Consider the following 20,171-nt stretch of genomic DNA (forward strand, 5'->3'; position numbering starts at 1 on the left):
GCATAATAACAGGCTTTCATACACTTTTAGTGAATAGCAATCCAATATGGGTGGATTGATTGCTTTTACAAAAATATTGGTATATAGTTAGTTTAAGGTAAGTCATTAGTCTCACCGTGTGGGACAGAAAGGAGTTATTATGGTCCGTATCGGTCATACTGTACTCGGCGAAAAGTGTACAAAAATATGTGTGCCTATTGTGGGCACAACAATGAAAGAAATTCTAGATGCCACTGCGGTAGCATGTAATACACCGTGTCACGTCGTGGAGCTACGCATTGACTATTATGAGCGGGCCCACTCCATTGACGCTATCATTGAATTATTAATGCTCATCAAGCCACAACTGAAAGGTCGTGGGTTGCTCTTTACATGGCGTACCAAAGGTGAAGGTGGGGAAAGAACGATTTCCACACAAGATTACTTTACAATGCTAGAACGTTTGATTCCTACCGGATTGGTGGATGCTATCGATATTGAGTTATTCTTTGATCAAGATAGAATGCTTAAAACGATAGAGTTTGCTAAGGTTCATGGAATTACTATTATCATGAGTAACCATGATTTCCATGGTACGCCGAGTCGTGAAGTCATTGTAAATCGACTCATTCAAATGAAAGAGTTCTTAGCGGATGTGCCAAAGATTGCCGTTATGCCTCACACAACTGGTGATGTATTGACGCTCCTTGAAGCAACAGCCGAAGTAAAGGCTTTGTATCCTTCGGATCCAATTATTACGATGGCAATGGGAGAACTAGGTGCTGTTACACGCACTGCAGGTGCTCTATTTGGAAATGCCATGACCTTTGCTTCTGCTGGTAAAACATCAGCACCAGGGCAAATCGATGTACATGCTTTAAAACGAATTCTAGATACCATCGACGTAGATGGCGTATTTGATGAACAACAACATAAACGCGTAAAAGTACATTAAAAAAGTCGGCGAAAGCCGACTTTTTTATATGTTTTGTATTTCTTGTAGTATATTCATTTTTGAAGGGCGAATATAAAAAATATATATGTTTTTATTAATGACTTTATATAGAAATACAGATGTAAATGCTCTTACTTCTAAAGATGTAGAAGGCCTTACTTATATAGAGGAAATAATCTTATAAATACAGTTATATAAACTCTTACAATAAGTTTGCTTCAAAGTCTTCGAGAATAGCCGCCACTGTTTCTGGTGCATTGCGATTATGTTCCACGATGCATTGTGCAAAGCTTTCATACATTGGGGTGCGAGTTTCCTCAAGTTCACGTAAACGTTCTATACCGCCACTAGATAGAACACGACCTGAAGTAGATAGTTTTTCTACAGGTTGTGTTAATTGGTAAATACGCCCATTTTGGCGCAGGTGTGCATAGTTTTTAGGTACTGTTACACAGCCGCCACCAGTGGAGATGACAAGGCCAGTTTGAGTGCCTAGTTTTGCAATCATTTCTGCCTCTTTTTCACGGAACGCAGCCTCCCCTTGTTCTGTAATATAGGTAGAAACATTGCCAATTTCTTTTTCTAGCTCGTGATCCACATCAAACCAAGTACGGCCCATCTCTTTACCGATTGCTCTGCCTACTGTTGTTTTTCCAACACCAGGCATACCGATGAGGATAATATTTTCCTTTTCACGGCGCACATCTCGCAAGATTTGTTCTATCTCTTTCGTACCAAAGCTTTCACCTTGAAAATGATTAGCTGCCTCAACGCCTTGTGCTACGAGGAAAGGTAGACCATCACAGTGTGGAATATCCATCATTTCTGCTTGTAAAAGCAAAACTGTACGGCGCGGATTGTAGATGAGATCTACAACGCCTTCTAATTTGGAAAATTGCATAATATCTATCAGGCTAGCCGGATTATGCGGATACATCCCGATAGGAGTGCAGTTAATGATAATCTGTGCTGTTTCGTAGTAATTAGGTGCATCGGTATAGAGCGGAGCTGTTTTACGGGATAGATGCGTGATGCTCTTAGCACCTAGATCTTCAAGAGCTACGTGAACCGTAGCAGAGGAGGCACCATCGCCAAGGATAATACATTCTTTACCGGATACATTTATACCAGCGTGTTCTAGAGTAAATACGAAACCATCGTAATCTGTATTGTAACCATGCCATTTGCCGTCTTTACGAACCATCGTGTTTACACAGCCAATGCGTTCTGCGCGAGGGTCTACTACATCGCAAGCTTCAAGGGCGTTAACCTTGTAAGGGAAGGTAATATTAATACCTTGTAATTCTTGGTCTGCAAAGAACTCTTGCAGTTGGCTCGGTTCTCGTTCAAATAATTCATAATTAGTATTTCCCAAAGCATTGTGGATGCGTGGGGAAAAGCTATGGCCCAACGTACGGCCAAGTAAACCAAATTTCATAGGACCTCCTAGGTCAATATACACAAAATGGCTAATAGGCTGTCACCTATTAGCCATTGGAGTTTTAAAACTATATCCATTGTACTATATATGCCATTAATAAGCACTACCATAAAGGAAAATATCAATTTTCAGGATAATTGCCGAGCAAGCGGAATTTATCTTGCGATGCGTGGAGCTCTGCTAATACGGAAAGTACTTTTGGATCTGCCAAGGATGCTTCTAAATCGAGGTAGAACAAGAATTCAAAGTTATGTCCTACGATCGGACGGGACTCAAGTTTTGTAAGGTTCACACCGATATTAGCAAACTTGGTGAGCAATGTACCAAGCCCGCCTGGAGCATGACTTGCAGTCGTTACTACTGAGATTTTATTGGCTCCTGGGTATACGTGGAAATCCTTACTAATGCAGATAAAGCGCGTATAGTTGTTATCGCTATTTTGGATATTTCTCAACAATGGAGACAAATTATATAGGTCTGCACATTGAGGTGCTGCGATAGCCGCTACTCCAGGGTCATCACTAGCTGCTACGAGCTGTGCAGCTCGAGCTGTATTGTCATAGGAGCGTAATTCTACGCCTTCTAACTTATCTAGGAAGTGACTACATTGGCCCAACGCTTGAGGATGGGAAATTATGGTATGAATATCTTCTAGTTTTGTGCCTTTTTTCACGAGCAAGTCGTGAGATATCCAAAGGCGCGTGCCGCGAACGATATAGCATTTGCGCTCTTCTAATAGGTCATATACTTCTTTTACGGACCCATTGGAGCTGTTTTCGATAGGCAATACACCAAATTGACATTCACCGGATTCTACGGCATCGAATACGGAACGGAAACCTGTTACATAATGGATTTGGCTAAGAGGTAATAATTTATCACACGCCATTTGAGCATTACTGCCAAATACGCCGGCGCAAGCTACACTGCCTCGTTGAGGTGGCAAGGTAGGGGATTGCTCAATGGCTTTTTTCATTTTCAAAGTAAATTCATTGTCTTGAAATAGCTGCTCAGATTGGTATGTGCGACTTAAGCTAAATAATGCTTCAAAAAAACGGCGTGCATATAGATCGAGGTCTGGACCTGCATCTTTTGTTACCTTGTCGAGGATGTCGCGCTCTCGTTTGGCATCGTAAATGGCCTTATTCATTTCCTTTTTTGCTGCTGCTACGTCCTTAGAGAGTTCCATGCGCTCTTTGAAGAGGGCGAGCATTTGGTCGTTTATATCGTTAATTTTAACGCGTACTTCATCTAAGTTCATGGTCAATATCTCCTAAGAAATCAAGAATGACAAGAGCTGTAACGGCTTCGATAACAGGTACTGCACGGAGTGCTACACATGGGTCGTGACGACCTTTGATGGTGAGTAATGTGTCCTCTTTTTGTGAAAGCGACACAGAATGTTGTTCCTTATAAATGGATGGAGTAGGCTTAATGCCCACTTGCATAACGAGGGGCAAGCCGTTGGTGATACCGCCTTGAATGCCACCGCTATTATTGGTAGTTGTTGTGATTGTATCGCCGTCCATGGTGAAAGCATCGTTCACTTCTGATCCAAGGCGAGAACACATGTCGAAGCCACCCCCAAAGGACACGCCTTTGATGGCAGGTACGCCAAAGATCACGCGAGCTAATCGGTTTTCAATGCCGTCAAAGTTTGGATTGCCAAGTCCGATTGGTAGACCTGTAGCCACAACCTCAACGATACCGCCTGTAGAGTCGCCGTCTTTTTTTAGTTTCATGACCAAGTTTTCTACTTCAGAACGCTTGTCTGCATCGAGCATAGCAATTGGTTCTGTAGCAATTTCACGGAGTGCTTTCATATCTGGATGAACCATATCGATAGGAGTATCTTGGATTGTACCAACTTGTTTTAAATGGCCGTGAATTTCGATGCCTTTTTCACGCAATAACTGTAGTGCAATGCCACCAGCTACGCAGAGAGGTGCTGTAAGACGTGCCGAGAAGTGGCCGCCACCGCGCATATCTACTTTGTCACCATAGCGCATGCGAGCCGTAAAGTCCGCATGAGATGGGCGAGGAATGTCGCGCAAGTTATTGTAATCACCGGAGTGCTGCGATGTATTGCGAATCATAAATGCTAATGGAGATCCACTGAGCATGCCATCTACCATACCTGATAAGAATTCAGGTATATCGGCTTCTTTACGTTGCGTTTGTAATTGGTTTTGACCTGGCGCACGGCGCTTTAAGAAGGCTTGTAGCTCGTCGATGTCGATGGAATGTCCACAAGGGAGGCCTTCCACGATACCACCGATGGCGTACCCATGAGACGCGCCAAAGGTAGATACTTGTATGGTTTTACCGAAATTAGATGCCATTAGCATTACCTCCTAGTAAGTTCCAGTCCTCAAAGAAGTCTGGATAGGATTTTGTGATAGCTTCGCTATCTTTTAATGTTACAGGATTTTCACTGATGAGTGCCATCAATGTACCTGCCATAACAAGGCGATGGTCGTTAACACAATCACCTTGTCCTCCTTTTAGTATACCACTACCGATGATATATAGGTCATCACCATCTTCACGAACCGTACCGCCTAAATCTCTGACCAGATTAGCAACGGCTTCGAGGCGATCGGATTCTTTCAAGCGTAGGCGTGCACCCTTAACAAAGGAGCTTTCACCATGGATAGAGCAAGCGAGGGCTGCCATAACTGGCAACATATCGGGCATTTGTTCGAGGTCGGCATGGATTCGTTTTACTGCACGACCCATAACGGTTACGTTCATGCCATCCCATACTACATCACAACCGGCATCAATCATAATCTGCATAATGCGACGATCCGCTTGCACAGAATTTTTGTTCATATCCGTAATGGTAATTGGTTTACCTGTCATGCCCGCTGCTACCATCCAAATAGCCGTATTGGACCAATCGCCTTCGATTTGGTAATTACTTTGACCTTTAAAAGTAGTATTAGCCGCTACTGCAAAGGACTCTTGGACTGTGCCAGAGGCGGGAGTATGGTCGACTGTTACGCCGAAGTCTGCCATTGTTGTAGTCGTCAATGTTACATAGTCGCTAGATTGAAGTGGTGTAGTAGATGTGATTGTAGCACCTCCACATTGTGGCGCTGCTAATAATAATCCAGAGAAGAACTGGCTACTCACATCTCCAACCATACCGAACTCACCGCCTTGTAGACGACCTGTCATAGTGAATGGTGGTTTATCTTGGGAGAATGTTACGCCGTGAGCTTTCATTTCACCGAGCATGGGCTCTAAAGGACGATCTGGTAAACGCCCTTTCGCATCCACGTCTACCTCATTACAAATGGACGCTGCTACTGGTAATAAGAGGCGCAATGTGGTACCGGATTCATGGGGAACTACATTGCCCTTTGTTGGCACAGGACCTGGTGTAACAGTGACAACTTTGTTTTCATATACAACTTGTGCGCCTAAGCCTCGCAAGGAGTCCATAGTTGCATCGATGTCTTTAGAGGTGCGGCTCAGTAGTATGGTAGATGGCGAGTTTGCGAGAGCTGCGCAAATCAGTGCACGGTGCGCATGAGCTTTTGCAGGAATGGACGCGATAGTCCCTGTAGGGATGGCGTTCGTTACGGAATGCATATAAATCTCCTTTATATCTCAGTCTAAATAGGTTGCAAGTTCATCGTGTGTTACCACTTTGAGCTCGCTGTGACCATAGCTAGTAGGTACTACGATTTTAATGGTTGCTCCTTCGCTTTTTTTGTCGTGCTTAGCGGCAGCTAGAATTTCTTCTTTGCTTATCGTTGTTGTGATTGGCAAATCGTGTGCTTTGATAAGGGTCTTTAATTTCTCTAAAGCTTCCGCATCTAATTCTCCATGTTTGACAGCACCTTGTGCCATGAGCACCATACCAATAGCAACGGCATAACCGTGATGTACCTTGAAATGACTCGCTTTTTCGATGCCGTGACCAAAGGTATGACCGAGGTTTAAGAGGGCACGAACGCCAGACTCGCGTTCGTCTTGTTCCACGATATCCGCTTTTGCTTGAATGCAACGAGCGATGACAGTACTAACACTATCGCGATGTTTAATTAATGGTTTATGTTCTAGTTGGGTTAATAAACCAGGTACGTCGAGGAAGCCGTATTTGATAATTTCACCGCATCCATTAATCCATTCCATATCAGGCAATGTATTGAGTGTAGCTGGATCGCAGAGGACGAGGATAGGTTGTTTGAAAGCACCCCAGAGGTTTTTCCCAGCTTCGAGATTGACCGCTGTTTTACCACCTACAGAGGAGTCTACTGCGGCTAATAGAGATGTAGGAACCTGAACATAGTCGATACCACGTAAATAGGTTGCTGCTGCAAAGCCCGCCATATCGCCTACAACACCGCCCCCAAGGGCGATGAGCAAGTCTTTGCGAGTCAATGATTGGCCCGCCATGTATTCTACTAAATCGATGAGTTGATGAGCATTTTTGGAGCTTTCACCAGCAGGAAACACATAATCACAAACAACATAACCCGCATGTTCCATATTAGCTTTCACAGAGTCCAAATAGTGGGGCGCTACATTACTATCACTGACGATGATAACACGACAATTTGGTTTTAATGGTTTAATATAATCGGTGATGCGTTGTAAAGCGCCTTCCTCGATGACAACGTCATACGGTGTGGATGCGTTAATATGGATGCGAGTCATGATGGTTCCTTTCATAAAAGAATAAGCTAGTATCTATTATAACGGATACTAGCTTATTTGTGTGATATTTGAGATTATTTAGTGCATTCCACCAATGCTTGGCGCAATGCGATAATTTCTTTCATAAGGCTAGTGAATTGGTCTGGACGCAATGCTTGAGGGCCATCGCACAATGCTTTGGAAGGATCATTGTGAACTTCGATCATAAGTCCGTCTGCACCGCCGCCTACGGATGCAAGTGAAAGCGGGCGAACCATGCGGCTCATACCTGCTGCGTGGCTAGGATCCATGATAATTGGCAAGTGAGATAATTCATGCATCATAGGAATTGCTGTTACGTCTAAGGTATTGCGAGTCTTAGTTTCGAATGTGCGGATACCGCGTTCGCATAATACAACTTGTTCATTGCCTTCGGACATGATGTACTCAGCAGCCATCAACCATTCTTCGTATGTGGCAGATAAACCCCGTTTTAATAGAACTGGTTTATTCAATTTGCCCACCTCTTTTAAAAGCGTGAAGTTTTGCATGTTACGAGCGCCGATTTGAAGCATATCTACATTATCGAAGTATTGTAATTGGGAGATATCCATAACTTCGGAAACGATAGGAAGACCTGTTTCTTTTTTAGCAAGCTCTAACAATTCTAAGCCTTCTGGGCCCATGCCTTGGAAGGAATATGGGGATGTACGAGGTTTGAAAGCGCCACCCCGAAGGATTGTGGCACCAGCTTCTTTACAAGCTTTAGCAGTGGCTAATACTTGTTCAGGTGTCTCTACAGAGCAAGGACCGGCCATTACTGCGAAGTGACCACCACCGATAAGTGCACCACCTACATTGATTACAGAATCATCGGGATGGAACTTGCGGTTTGCTTTTTTGTATGGCTCTTGAATGCGAGTTACTTTATCTACGAAATCTAGGGACTCGATTTGACGCGCATCAAGAGATGCAGTATCACCAATCAGACCTAGAATATTGTATCGCGTTCCTTCTACTGGGTGGATAACAAATCCTTGAGCCTCTAATTCACTGCGTAAACGAGATACTTCTTCTGCTGCTGCATTTTGTTTCAATGTAATAATCATGATAATTCCTCCTTGTAACTACAGTGAATAGTTGGGCTGACCATACGGATAGCAAACAAAAAGGGCTACCCGTAATCTAATACGGGTAGCCCTTTTACTATTCTAAGCAACTAATGTTGAATAATCCTTTATTAGCGCATCACAAATAGTTCCTTACCCGTACGTTGGATAAAGAACCAATAAAAGTATTGTTTTGCTGTGAGGCTAATTTGGTTAGTCATCTTTGGTTGCTCCTTTCTAAAATGTTGGGTATAGTATAAACCCAAATGATAAAATTATGCAATACCTAAAAATGAATTTCATGGAAGTTTTAAAATATTTTTGATATGGGAATTAACAGGAACTGAGACGTTTTGTGGTATTAAGCGTATTTTTGATATAATAAAAATAAGAAGCTTTTATTGCTTATAGGATATTTCGTAATACGCCTAAATCGATTCTTATAAATATGCTTATAATCAGAAAGGGCACCTATGATTATTCAAATCTTAGATCATATAACAGAGGAAATAAAACAAATTCGTGTCGATGTATTTATAAAAGAACAAGGGTTTGAAGACGAGTTTGATGAAATCGATGAGACTGCAAAGTTTGTGCTCTTATCCATTGATGGTAAAGCGGCTGGTACGTGTCGATATTTTCCCAGTGACACAGCTGGAGATGCACATATTGGGCGTATGGCGGTACGCAAGTTGTATCGTGGACAACATTTAGGTACTAAGATCATGATGGCCGCCGAAAATGCTATTCGTCGTGACGGCTTTAAGACGTGCTCCTTGTCAGCGCAAGTACAGGCCAAACCATTCTATGAATCCCTTGGATATCGTGCTGAAGGGGACGAATACCTTGATGAAGGCTGTCCGCATGTGATGATGCGGAAAGTATTATAAGCCGTTCAATAGTGTTGTATAATAAGAATTGATGGATATATTATTATTGTACATAGTATTTTATAAGTAAATTGATATATCTTTTTGAGAGGTGAGAGTTTATGAAACTAGCAGAAGCATTACAAGAACGATCTGATTTAAATTATAAAATAAGCGATTTAGAGCTTCGCTTAACTCAAAATAGTTTAGTGCAAGAAGGGGAAGTACCGAATGAGAACCCTGAAGAACTTTTGAAAACATTAGAACAATGTGTAAATAGACTTCAAAAATTAATTGCAGATATTAATTTAACAAATTGCAAAACTATTATAGAAGGTCGATCTATTACTGAAATCATTGCCGAAAAAGATTGCGCTGCTTTGCGCCTAACTGCTTATCGAACATTGGCATCTAGCGCAGGTAGTATTAATTTCCGTGCGAGAGGGTCTGAGATTAAGCTAATGCCGACCGTGAATGTGGCAGACGTCCAAAAAGAAGCTGATCATATCGCAAAACAAGTCCGCTTATTAGACAATCTATTGCAGTCTGCTAACTGGACAACTGAATTGATTGAAAGCTAATAATAGTTGGTAGTTTGAAACAGGGTGGACACAAAAACTTTTGCTTTTACCAAGCTTATTATGAATACATTCATGGGGCGAATGAAAATCTACGGTGTAGGCCTATTTGCGCACAAATGTATTGATACAATTTACAATGTATAACCATGTGTCAACTGTAAAAACGAGGGTGGCGTTTGGGGACTATATTTCTAGCAACATATACACTGATATGATAGTATTTTGTTTTTTTAGAGATAAATAGGAGAGAGCTGTTTAAACTTGCAGCAATTCCTCATAACTAAGGTTTAAAAAATCATGAAAAAAGAGCTGATAGCGTTATAGCTATTAGCTCTTTTCTATTGGCCCGTACGTCCCTAGATATTGTATTTTATAACGTCTATTATTCTAAATCGTCAAAGTCAAATGCTGCCGCTTTTGTATAGTTTGTAACTTTTGCTTCGAAGAAGTCAGTTTTTGTACTATTCAAGTTGGAGAAGCTTTCAATCCATTCCATAGGGTTTTCCTTGATTTCAGGATATAGATGAGGCAAGCCGATTGCTTCTAAGCGGATGTTTGCAAGGTATTTGATGTAACGTTCGATAAGAACATTGTTAAGGCCGAGGATTTTATCATCAGTGATGTACTGACCCCAAGCGATTTCGTTCTCTGCACCTTGGCGAATCATGTCCGTAATTTTCGCTTCTAGTTCAGGTGTGAACAAGTCAGGACGTTCACGACGTAACTCGCGAATGATGTTTTGGAATAATACGAGGTGAGTTACTTCATCGCGGTTGATGTATTTGAAGATTGTGGATGTAGCTGTCATCTTACCTTGGCGTGCTAATGTGTAGAAGAAGCTGAAGCCAGAGTAGAAGTAGATGCCTTCTAAGATATAGTTAGCGATGATTGTATGAATAAGGTTTGCTTCGCTAGGATCATCGCTGAAACGTTGGTATGCATCGGCGATGAAGCGGTTACGTTCAAGCAATGTTTTGTCTGTACGCCATTCGTCATAGATTTTGTCACGTGTAATCGGATTTGTTACAGTGTCCAAAATGTAGGAATAACTTTGAGCGTGAATTTCTTCTTGGAATGCTTGGATATTCAATAAGGATGCCACTTCAGATGCTGTAATATAACGGCTCAAATTAGGCAAGTTTTCAGATTGAATGGAATCAAGGAAGTTCAAGAACGCAATGATTTTATCGAAGGCACGACGCTCGTAATCTGTTAAGTATGGGAATTGTTTAACATCTTCGTTCAAGGAAATCTCTTCTGGAATCCAGAAGTTGTTGAGCATTGTACGGTACATTTGATTTGCCCAGTCGTACTTGATACGGTTCCATTCGCGAAGGTTTGTTGTGTTGCCGCCAATCATAGATTGCGTGCCACGTTCACCATGTTCGTTGAAAATCAGTTTTTTCTCCATAGTAGGACTCCTTTATACAATGATGCGACCTATACGGCTATAGGTCGTCATCAGATTTATAGTGCTGGTGAAAGTATCCTTCTCGAAATCGGTACTCTCTATTTATAGTGAATAGGTTTTGCAAAATATAGCAATTATATTTTCAATATTAGGAGGAGCAGCTAGTGCACTCATCCATTTCAAGGGATTGATTACGGATATAGTAGATTGTTTTGATCCCTTGTTTGTAGGCTTCTACGTAAAGGTCAAGAATTTCTTTCGCTTTCATTTGAGGCGTGATGTACAAGTTGAAAGATTGTGCTTGGTCAATATGACGTTGACGCACGCCACAAGCTTTGATGGACCATTGTTGGTCTATTGTATGTGCCTCTTTGTAGAGCCAGAATGTTTTGTCGTTCAAATCTGGTGCCGTTTTTGGTGTGAAGGAACCTTTCTTCTCTTCGATGAAGAATTTTTTGAAGATAGGGTCGATACCAGCTGTTGTATTAGCGATATTGGATGTAGAACCTGTAGGAGCTACGGCCATCAAGTAACCGTTGCGGATACCGTATTTTGCAACGTCCGCAGCCAATTGTTTCCAACGATCAGATGTGTAACCACGACGTGTGAAGTATTCACCAGTTTCCCATTCGGAACCTTTGAATGCTGGGTACGCGCCTTTTTCTTTTGCAAGCTCCATAGAAGCTTTAATCGCATAGAATGCAATGTTTTCAAATAATTTGTCCGCTACTTCGATGTGTTCATCAGATTCCCATTGGATATCATGGTTTACAAGGTAGTGGTGATAACCAGACGTACCAAGACCGATAGCGCGGTATTTATCAGAAGTCATGCGAGACTCTGGTACTGGTGCTTGGTTGATGGAAATAACATTGTCTAACATACGAATTTGAAGGGCAATGTTTTCTTCCAACTCTTCGTCTGTAATACGGCCAAGACTGATAGAGTTCAAGTTACATGTAACCATGTCGCCTGTATTTGTTTTAGTAGTAATTGTACCGTCTTCGTTGATGATTTCTTCAGCAAGATTAGTGAAGCCAACGTTTTGTGCGATTTCGTGACACAAGTTGGACGCGTAAATCATACCTGCATGTTTGTTAGGATTTGCAGCGTTTACAGTGTCGCGGAAGAAGATAAATGGCGTACCAGTTTCAACAGCGGAGCGCATGATTTTTTTCATCATGTCCAACGCTGGCACTTCGATGCCGTGTAAATTAGGATCTTGTTCACATTCGATATAGCGTTTCGTGAACTCTTTTTCGTCCTCTGTATCGAAGTAGTCCTCTAAAGAGTAGCCTTTTACAGCAAAAATTTCATGAGGGTCGAAGAGGGTGAAGTTTTCACGAGCTAACATACGTTCCATGAAGATGTTTGGAACGGAAATAGCAGGGAAGATATCGTGCGCTTTGCGGCGGTCATCACCGTTGTTTGTACGAAGCTCTACGAATTCGTAAAAGTCTTTGTGCCAAATATCAAGCGTTACTGTAGCGCCGCCTTTACGTTTACCCAATTGGTCTACTGCAACAGCTGTATCATTGTACAAGCGGATCCAAGGAATAACGCCGCCAGAGGAGTTTTTGAAACCGCGGATATCGGAGTTCAATGCACGAACTTTACCAAGGTAGATACCAAGAGCTCCACCGTGTTTAGATACGCGAGAGAACTTGCTATTTACGTCGTAGATAGACCATAAGTTGTCGTCTACACCAGAGATAAAGCAAGAGGACAATTGGTGGAATGGTGTACCAGCATTTGCCAAAGTAGGTGTAGCTGTTGTCATTTTTAATTGGCTCATCAAATCGTAGAATTTCTTAGCGTATTCTACTTTATTTTCCCCTTCTACAAGAGCCAAGTGCATTGCGATAGCCATGAAACGCTCTTGCGGTAATTCAAAGATTTCTTTGTTAAAACCTTTTACCAAGTAACGGTCAGCCAATAATTTGAGACCTTCATAGTTGAAGAGATAGTCGCGCTTAGGTTTGATGTAATCGCCTAACTCTTGCAATTCGTCAGCAGTGTATTCTGTAACGAAGAAGTCTGCGTATTTTTTCTCTTCTACAAGCATGTTTACAAGATTTGGGAAGTTGCCGTAGCCAAATGCTTTGTAACGACGAGTAATAGCGGCTTCTTTATAGAGATCGAACAAGAATAGGCGGGCTGCTACGAACTGCCAATCTTGGTTCATTTTATTAACTTGGTTGCCGAAGCCGTCGTCTTTTTTAGATATAACTTTTTCGATGGCTGTTTGGACTAAAGTTTTTTGAATTTCTTTAGTGGTCATGCCATCAACGAATTGCAACTTCGCATCCATTTCCAATTCTAGTGGATCACAAGAATCTAACCCCAAACATGCGAAGGCTATCATTCGTTTCGTTTTTTCAACGGACAACGGCTCGAAATGGCCATCCCGTTTCTTGATCATAATCTCCATTACTGTTCCCCTTGAGAGCAAAAAGTCATAAAACTGTTAATATAGTCGTATAAGCATATATAAGATTAGAATGAATTATATAAAATATCTTTAAGTTGAGTCTAATCAGAAAAATAAGAAAACTACTATATATGGTAGTTTTCTTATTTGGCTTATACATTATGTTACGATTATAGCGAAAAAATTCTATACATTCAATATTGACATTTGGAAAATTTTTAATATAGTTTCATAAAAAATGTCGATATAACTGAAGATGCTTTATATTACTGTATAGAGAGGTGATATATGAAAATTATGAATAATATATCTCTTTTTAGAATAGAAAATGGATAGTACTGTTTTGACGTAATTGTAAATCTGGATAATATATCATCAAATCATTAATCATTTATATACAAATAAAAGCAGTACCCCTAGGGGCACTGCTTTTATAATTAATTATATAATACGCTAAAAATAATTCTTCGTGCGCTGTCTTGATATGCATAGTAGGAGTGGATTAAGAGTTTGTATCCCGTGCCTTCTATAATGACTGAATCTGAAGCTGTTTTTGGCACAGTGAGGAATTTTTCATATATATGATGAACCTCGGTCACGCCATTTGGTAGAGATACCTCTAAATCAAGGCCTTCATTGATGAATCTAAAGTTGATAGATTCATAGGATGCTGTTGGTATGTCAGCTGTACTATCAGCAGGCTCACGTACTTCTAATTCGATGTTAGAAATGAATTTATTATATCCTACAAGCGAAATAACATGAGGTTCTTCAACGGCCGTAAAACTGATAAACTGAATATTTCGTTCCTTATATATTTCCGTTGCTCCTGGTTTTGAAGAATCCCCCTGTATAATCGTCCTGCCATAGTCTGTAAAATCAGGGTTAAATGTTTCTGTAATAGGCAAGTATACGTGCCATTGACCGTCAATTTTCGTATAGTTTGTAAACTCTCGATGAGATGTGTAACCGATAAAAGGCATTAAAAGGACTGCACCTAGGGCGAGTGCCATAATCGTTGTATGGATCGATGGAGTCAAACGTTTTACAAAGGAATATACGTTATGTGCTAAGAAGATTAGATTGAATGCGGCTACGTAAATCGTATTGAGCCAGAGTACGGGCTCATTTATTACGCGCTTACCAATCAGGATTAAGCACAATATTGTAATCGTAATAAATAAGAAACATAGGATCCTTTGTGTCTTGCTGCTTTCACTAGACCTGAAACTAGCCAAGTAAAATAGATAGAAAATGGCTACATACGGATAATATGTGTAAAGGAACCGTGCATCTTCACGGAGGCCTAAGAGGATCAATACCAAGTAGATATTAGCTAGAATACCTGTAATGATGGAAGCTTTTGGTAGTATGATTCCAAAAACAACATTATAGAATGTATTTGGTTCTGGCGGACCATCAAGCTCCTCTTTGTAAGTGCACAGCATGGACATACAGATAAATATATTGATAGCGGCTAATACTTTAAAGATTAGATCATCAAAGGTAAATGGTTTGTTCAGAATGATGAAGAAAAACCATAGAGTCATGATTATGACGACATTGTACAGTGTTGATGTAACAATGGTAATACCAATCCGTTTCAGGCGATTGACGATTTCGCCAATGTAGTATTCTCCAGGCGATGTAAAATATAGAGCAATCATAGAGTACAGCCATAGATATGATATATTTTCTGTGGCTAGCTCGATGCCTCGTATGTGATGGTACGTTTCATGAATCGTATATAGACCAACGCTGATACCTATGCTTAATAATGTATATACTATGGAGAACTTTCGATCTCGTGTTATATATGATTGTAGTATGACGATGAAGAAATACAGTCCATAGAACCAAAGGTCTATATCGGCAAACCAATCTTGCTCTAGATAAAACGGTGTACATGAAAATACGGCAATTAATGCCAGTAATATAGGTGACTGCGTTGCTAGGTCACGCAGCGAAGACCATAAATGTGTAATTGCAGATTTCATATATTCTCTCCCTTTATAAAAATAAATGCTCCCCTCTTATCTGTAGTATACATGTTTTCTAGTGAAAGTCCTATGAGGTTTTACAGGCGTCTGAATATACATTACAATAACATTAAGATCTAGTATTTATAGAAAAGAGGTCGTTCACATGGAGTTCTCTTATTTTTTACCAGTACATATCCAATTTGGTTGGGATAAAGTCGATAGTGTTGCTGATTTTGTTAAGCCTTATGGCAATAAAGCACTCATCGTAACAGGGCGGATAAGTGCCAAAAAATCTGGACTATATGACCGTGTGACAGCAAAACTTGATGCGGCACATATTGAACATGTATTGTTTGATCAAGTGGATGCCAATCCTTTAACAACGACTGCATTGGACGGCGCTACTTTAGCTAAATCTGAAAGCTGTGATATGGTCATTGCCATCGGTGGCGGATCTATCATGGACTGTGCAAAAGGCATTGCATTTATGGCCGTCAACGAAGGTGACATTAACGACTATATCTTTAACCGTAAAACCAGTGATAAGGCGTTACCTCTTATTGTAATTCCTACAACCTGTGGGACAGGTTCTGAAGGTAATGGTTTCGGGGTGCTTACAAATCCTGAAACAGGAGACAAGAAATCCTTGCGATGTAATGCCATCGTACCAAAGGTATCCATTGTAGACCCTGCTGTAATGGGTACAATGCCACCTCATGTATTGGCGTCCGTAGGCTTTGATGCCCTATGCCATAATATCGAGGCCTACACCTCTAAAACGGCGCAACCTTTTACCGATGCATTAGCTCATTATGCGGTAACCTTATTAGCACAATATCTTGTACCACTATATAAACATGTGAAAGCAATGGCTGAAAGCAAAGCAGCTGTTCTCAACGAAACTCAACTTACAAAAGCTTGGGAGTCCGTTACCTTGGCTAGCACAATTGGAGGCATGGTTATTAATACTGCCGGTGTAACACTTGCTCATGGCATGGAACATCCTGCTAGTGGGCTTAAGAATATTACTCACGGTGTAGGCCTTGCCGTTATTGAACCTGTTGCGGTGGAATATACATGGAGTGCAAACCCAGACAAATTTGGTGCCTTAGCTCGTATATTCAACCACGGAGATGGATCCGAACTAGGTGAAGCATTACGCTTGATTGTACATGACCTAGACCTTACTACAAACCTTACAGAACTTGGTTTTACAAAAAAAGACATTCCTTGGCTTGTAGATAACGTGTATGTCGTAGCTACCGGCAATATTGCTAATACAGTGGCTGAAATTAGCCGTAAAGATATAGAAGTGTTGTATAAAAAGATGTTTTAAGAGTTGTCATAATAGGAGAGAGTTTTGTTTCAAGGATTTTATGGCTTATTGACAATATGTATAAGTGTATTCTTTATACTGAGTATGCTATTTAATATAGCTCCTATAACATACATTGTGTTTGGTGTAATGATACTATTGAGTTTATTATTACAATATATTCGTTTTAAGAAACAGACTGTATCTGAAAAAAGGCACACTCAATTGGCCTGGTGTTTGTATATTGCGTTTACCCTCAGCTTTTCTTGGCTAATAGGCGATTGGTTTAAGTACGACTTGCAAACAAGCCTTGATAAATTTGGTTCTTTCGAGTATAGCACAAAGGATTGGAATCAAGGCTGGCCCAATAGTGAAGAATTGCCGGAGGAGTTAAAACGGCCAGAAAAACTTCCAGAAGGTATTTATAATGCGTCTGCTTTTCGTAGTAGTTTAGCTTGGGCTAATGCATATCCAGAGAGATATACGGTATTGGAGGGGGACCCAAAAGTAATTGCACAATATGAGGCGATAGCTAAACAAAATGCAGCCTATACAGCGCAAATTGATGCGGATGGTGTATTGCGTGATTTAGATACTGGGGCGAAAAAGCGCTTTATATCTCACCCAAATAGCTATAACATTATAGAAAGTATAGAAGAAGAATCTTTAAATTTGCCGCAACGGAATTTTATAGAGTGGTTGCGCTTTGCACCCCGAAAAGAAACAAAAACAGTGGTGAAGGATACATATAATTCTACCCGAAATCATAGATTATATGTGTTTGTAGATGATGGGAATACTAAAAGGCCTCATTTTGTGGAACTTTTAATCAGTAATGATGGGACACGGGCTGTGTTTTATCAATCTAAGTAAGGATTATATATTGTGAATCGATTTATTAAACTTTTACAAATGCTAATAGGTCCTCCTTGTGGTAAACATATTATTCTATCAATCGTGTTCTTTGCCTTTTTCCTTTGGGGAAATGCACATGTTCAATTGCCAGGACTATGGTTTGTAATTGTAGGTGTAATCTTAGTATTATCAATAAGAATACAGTTTTATTACTACTTTTATCATTTAACATTATCGAAAAAACATATTTTATATGCTTGGTGCACATTACTTGTAGCATTACCTTTATTACTAATGTCTCTGTTTATATATGAAATCCTTTTTGGCAGTGAAGTTAATGATGTATCACGATGGAAACAAAGATGGCCAGTAAATGCAACAGTATTACCAGAACACTTTAGGAATCCTGATATAGTACCAAAAGGATTGCATCCTATATCTTCAAGGGGAACAATAGAAGGTTTTTATGATTTCACAACCACTATTGTTTTTGAAGGTAACCCAGAAGTTGTAAAAGAATTTGAGAAAACTGTTGCCGAATCCTCAGCACCTGGTGTAGTTATTACACCGGAGTTATTTAAGGCGGGCACATATAAGTCTGTGGCAGACTCTATTTTTTCAAAAGGGGATATACAAAGCACTTATGACCTTTTAATTGAGGATTATACAAAGTGGAACTTATTTGTGTGGCTTCTATATGGTCGTCAACTAGCAGGTGGATATTATCAACTTGAACGAGTTCCTACCTATGGCTATACGGTTTATGTTCTACACCGAGAGAGTGGAATTGATCCGTATGTGATTTATTTTTTGTTTAGCCCTGATCGTACTCGTGTTGTCTTATATGATTTTATAGTGACGCATTAATGGAATATATTAATCTATATATCAAATTATTTTGGTTTGACAGCGTTAAAACATATCTTTATAATATGTTTTAAAAAGAGACTAGGATATAACTACTGTCCCAGCCCTTAGGGCTGGGATTTCTTTTTATAGTCTCATATAGTTTAGTTTGTAAAGAGGTGTTTTTATGTCAAATCAAAAAAACAAAAATGTCGATGCCTTAGCGCAAGAGATTACCTTGAAAAGTCGTGGACAAGGAAAATTGCGTCAGTTCATTTTATGGATGGGAGCTCTCATCATAGGCGCTATCTTAGGATGGCAACATATTCCAGCTCTAAATGAGCTCTTTAATTTTATTGCAGCAGTCTTTACTCGCTTGTTCCAATTTATTGCGATTCCAACAGTGTCTTTAGCGGTTATTACTACATTATCTATGCTAGGTGCTAAAAAGGACACAGGTCGTATCTTTGGTCATGCTGTAGTATATACATTACTTACTACCATTTGTGCAGCAGCTGTTGGTCTTGGTTTATACCTCTGGATTGCTCCAGGTAACTTACCACTTGATGTAATTGGTGCTGGCGCATCTCAAGTACCAGAAAAACTCGGTACCGTTACCTATTACGATCATTTCTTATCCGTTATTCCAAACAATATCTTGCAACCTTACTTACAAGCTAATGTATTGTCCGTAATGTTCATCTCCGCATCCGTTGGTTTAGCCTTTGCTTTCATGCCACGCACAGAAAATCGTGAAGCGGTGTTGAAAGTGTTATTTGGTTTACAAGAGTTATTGTTCACGTTGATTAAAGCATTGCTTTATGTATTGCCAATCGGCATCCTTGCCTTTGCCGGTCAATTATCTGCACAAATCGAAGCAGGTGTCATTGTTGGTGCCTTAGGTAAATATACGGCTGTTGTTATCGGCGGTAACTTAATCCAATTCTTTATCGTAATTCCATTGTTCTTGTTATTCCGTGGTTTAAACCCTGTAGACGTATTCCGTAAAATGTCTCCAGTTGTAGCTGTTGCGTTGTTCACAAAATCTTCTGCAGCAACTTTGCCTGTTACATTGGCATCTGCTGAGGATAATTTGAAAGCGCATCCTGTAGTAGCTCGTTTTGTATTGCCAATTTGTACAACAATTAACATGAATGGCTGTGCTGCTTTCATTCTTGTTACATCCTTATTCGTAATGCAAAATGCTGGCATGGAATTAACGATTGGCACAATGGTAGCCTGGTTATTTATTGCCGTTCTCGCTGCTATTGGTAATGCGGGCGTTCCAATGGGCTGCTATTTCTTGACTTTGTCATTGATGAGCTCCATCGGAGCACCAATCGGCTTGCTCGGTATCATCTTGCCAATCTATACAATTATCGACATGATTGAAACCGCTGAAAACGTATGGTCTGATGCATCTGTATGTGCCATGGTTGACCATGACCTTCAAGGTAAATTGGACGACTCTAGCGGGGATGATATGCCTCAATTCCAAGGTGCTTAAATTAAGAAACTTAATAAATTTACAAGAGATATATCATGTATCCTAAATATAGTTCAAATAAAAGGTTATCCTGTAAGGGATAACCTTTTTTGTTTGAACATAACTTTATATTAAAAACAGAATTACCTTTGTCGATACAAGCTTTTAATGTATTCAAAGTAACGATATATAAAACCTTTACACATGACTTTCAAAAACCTAAAAATAGGTACATTACTAGCCATATATTTTATGATATAC

General features: G+C 40.2%; 16 protein-coding genes. 7 read left to right on the top strand and 9 right to left on the bottom strand.

Annotated features, from left to right (window positions below; all coding sequences use genetic code 11):
* Positions 1-139 precede the first annotated feature (139 nt).
* Positions 140-934, top strand: a complete 795-nt coding sequence (gene aroD, locus NE668_RS06990) for a type I 3-dehydroquinate dehydratase (RefSeq protein ID WP_004694946.1) — start codon at positions 140-142, stop codon at positions 932-934.
* A 202-nt stretch (positions 935-1,136) separates the two neighbouring features.
* On the opposite strand, the gene NE668_RS06995 is transcribed toward aroD, so the two are convergent.
* The 6 genes from NE668_RS06995 to aroF form a co-directional block, all read right to left on the bottom strand.
* A complete protein-coding gene (locus tag NE668_RS06995; RefSeq protein WP_021148587.1) occupies positions 1,137-2,372 on the bottom strand; it encodes a shikimate kinase in 1,236 nt (411 codons plus the stop codon).
* 124 nt (positions 2,373-2,496) lie between these two features.
* Complete coding sequence (locus tag NE668_RS07000; RefSeq protein ID WP_004698197.1) at positions 2,497-3,636, bottom strand: bifunctional chorismate mutase/prephenate dehydratase; 1,140 nt, start codon at positions 3,634-3,636, stop codon at positions 2,497-2,499.
* Entirely contained in the window at positions 3,623-4,717 is a 1,095-nt protein-coding gene (aroC, locus tag NE668_RS07005) for a chorismate synthase (protein ID WP_227037319.1), read from the bottom strand. Before aroC ends, NE668_RS07000 begins: the two co-directional genes overlap by 14 nt.
* Positions 4,707-5,975 carry a 3-phosphoshikimate 1-carboxyvinyltransferase gene (gene aroA / locus NE668_RS07010; protein ID WP_021148584.1) on the bottom strand — a complete coding sequence of 423 codons (1,269 nt, stop codon included), beginning with the start codon at positions 5,973-5,975 and terminating at the stop codon, positions 4,707-4,709. The genes aroC and aroA overlap by 11 nt, the downstream gene beginning before the upstream one ends.
* An 18-nt stretch (positions 5,976-5,993) precedes the next feature.
* On the bottom strand, positions 5,994-7,046 hold the full coding sequence (gene aroB / locus NE668_RS07015) for a 3-dehydroquinate synthase (protein ID WP_024060220.1): 1,053 nt from the start codon (positions 7,044-7,046) through the stop codon (positions 5,994-5,996).
* A 74-nt stretch (positions 7,047-7,120) separates the two neighbouring features.
* Positions 7,121-8,134, bottom strand: coding sequence for a 3-deoxy-7-phosphoheptulonate synthase (aroF, locus tag NE668_RS07020; protein WP_004694956.1), 1,014 nt, complete (start codon positions 8,132-8,134; stop codon positions 7,121-7,123).
* Between the two features lie 473 nt (positions 8,135-8,607).
* On the opposite strand from aroF, the gene NE668_RS07025 reads away from it, so the two are divergent.
* A complete protein-coding gene (locus NE668_RS07025; RefSeq protein ID WP_004694957.1) occupies positions 8,608-9,024 on the top strand; it encodes a GNAT family N-acetyltransferase in 417 nt (138 codons plus the stop codon).
* Between the two features lie 101 nt (positions 9,025-9,125).
* Positions 9,126-9,584, top strand: coding sequence for a DIP1984 family protein (locus tag NE668_RS07030; RefSeq protein ID WP_004694959.1), 459 nt, complete (start codon positions 9,126-9,128; stop codon positions 9,582-9,584).
* Between the two features lie 382 nt (positions 9,585-9,966).
* Here NE668_RS07030 and NE668_RS07035 read toward each other — a convergent pair whose 3' ends face one another.
* The 3 genes from NE668_RS07035 to NE668_RS07045 form a co-directional block, all read right to left on the bottom strand.
* Entirely contained in the window at positions 9,967-10,995 is a 1,029-nt protein-coding gene (locus tag NE668_RS07035; RefSeq protein WP_004694963.1) for a ribonucleotide-diphosphate reductase subunit beta, read from the bottom strand.
* A 148-nt stretch (positions 10,996-11,143) separates the two neighbouring features.
* Positions 11,144-13,426, bottom strand: a complete 2,283-nt coding sequence (locus NE668_RS07040) for a ribonucleoside-diphosphate reductase subunit alpha (RefSeq protein ID WP_227037320.1) — start codon at positions 13,424-13,426, stop codon at positions 11,144-11,146.
* Positions 13,427-13,863: 437 nt separating this feature from the next.
* Positions 13,864-15,423 (bottom strand): hypothetical protein, encoded by a 1,560-nt coding sequence (locus NE668_RS07045; protein WP_227037321.1) that lies wholly within the window; start codon positions 15,421-15,423, stop codon positions 13,864-13,866.
* A gap of 148 nt (positions 15,424-15,571) precedes the next feature.
* Here NE668_RS07045 and NE668_RS07050 point away from each other — a divergent pair, with 148 nt between their 5' ends.
* The 4 genes from NE668_RS07050 to NE668_RS07065 all read left to right on the top strand — a co-directional run bounded on the left by NE668_RS07050 (position 15,572) and on the right by NE668_RS07065 (position 19,931).
* Positions 15,572-16,744 (top strand): iron-containing alcohol dehydrogenase, encoded by a 1,173-nt coding sequence (locus NE668_RS07050; protein WP_227037322.1) that lies wholly within the window; start codon positions 15,572-15,574, stop codon positions 16,742-16,744.
* Between the two features lie 24 nt (positions 16,745-16,768).
* Positions 16,769-17,596, top strand: coding sequence for a hypothetical protein (locus NE668_RS07055; protein WP_306795554.1), 828 nt, complete (start codon positions 16,769-16,771; stop codon positions 17,594-17,596).
* Positions 17,597-17,608: 12 nt separating this feature from the next.
* Positions 17,609-18,445, top strand: a complete 837-nt coding sequence (locus NE668_RS07060; protein ID WP_227037324.1) for a hypothetical protein — start codon at positions 17,609-17,611, stop codon at positions 18,443-18,445.
* 166 nt (positions 18,446-18,611) lie between these two features.
* Entirely contained in the window at positions 18,612-19,931 is a 1,320-nt protein-coding gene (locus NE668_RS07065; protein WP_227037325.1) for a dicarboxylate/amino acid:cation symporter, read from the top strand.
* Positions 19,932-20,171 lie beyond the last annotated feature (240 nt).

This window comes from Veillonella parvula, from assembly GCF_024461875.1.
GTDB lineage: Bacteria > Bacillota > Negativicutes > Veillonellales > Veillonellaceae > Veillonella > Veillonella parvula_I.

What these genes read in the sequence shown, in the direction of transcription:
- aroD (WP_004694946.1), top strand. Translation starts at nt 140, where the DNA reads ATGGTCCGTATCGGTCATACTGTACTCGGCGAAAAGTGTACAAAAATA.
- NE668_RS06995 (WP_021148587.1), bottom strand. Translation starts at nt 2,372, where the DNA reads ATGAAATTTGGTTTACTTGGCCGTACGTTGGGCCATAGCTTTTCCCCA.
- NE668_RS07000 (WP_004698197.1), bottom strand. Translation starts at nt 3,636, where the DNA reads ATGAACTTAGATGAAGTACGCGTTAAAATTAACGATATAAACGACCAA.
- aroC (WP_227037319.1), bottom strand. Translation starts at nt 4,717, where the DNA reads ATGGCATCTAATTTCGGTAAAACCATACAAGTATCTACCTTTGGCGCG.
- aroA (WP_021148584.1), bottom strand. Translation starts at nt 5,975, where the DNA reads ATGCATTCCGTAACGAACGCCATCCCTACAGGGACTATCGCGTCCATT.
- aroB (WP_024060220.1), bottom strand. Translation starts at nt 7,046, where the DNA reads ATGACTCGCATCCATATTAACGCATCCACACCGTATGACGTTGTCATC.
- aroF (WP_004694956.1), bottom strand. Translation starts at nt 8,134, where the DNA reads ATGATTATTACATTGAAACAAAATGCAGCAGCAGAAGAAGTATCTCGT.
- NE668_RS07025 (WP_004694957.1), top strand. Translation starts at nt 8,608, where the DNA reads ATGATTATTCAAATCTTAGATCATATAACAGAGGAAATAAAACAAATT.
- NE668_RS07030 (WP_004694959.1), top strand. Translation starts at nt 9,126, where the DNA reads ATGAAACTAGCAGAAGCATTACAAGAACGATCTGATTTAAATTATAAA.
- NE668_RS07035 (WP_004694963.1), bottom strand. Translation starts at nt 10,995, where the DNA reads ATGGAGAAAAAACTGATTTTCAACGAACATGGTGAACGTGGCACGCAA.
- NE668_RS07040 (WP_227037320.1), bottom strand. Translation starts at nt 13,426, where the DNA reads ATGGAGATTATGATCAAGAAACGGGATGGCCATTTCGAGCCGTTGTCC.
- NE668_RS07045 (WP_227037321.1), bottom strand. Translation starts at nt 15,423, where the DNA reads ATGAAATCTGCAATTACACATTTATGGTCTTCGCTGCGTGACCTAGCA.
- NE668_RS07050 (WP_227037322.1), top strand. Translation starts at nt 15,572, where the DNA reads ATGGAGTTCTCTTATTTTTTACCAGTACATATCCAATTTGGTTGGGAT.
- NE668_RS07065 (WP_227037325.1), top strand. Translation starts at nt 18,612, where the DNA reads ATGTCAAATCAAAAAAACAAAAATGTCGATGCCTTAGCGCAAGAGATT.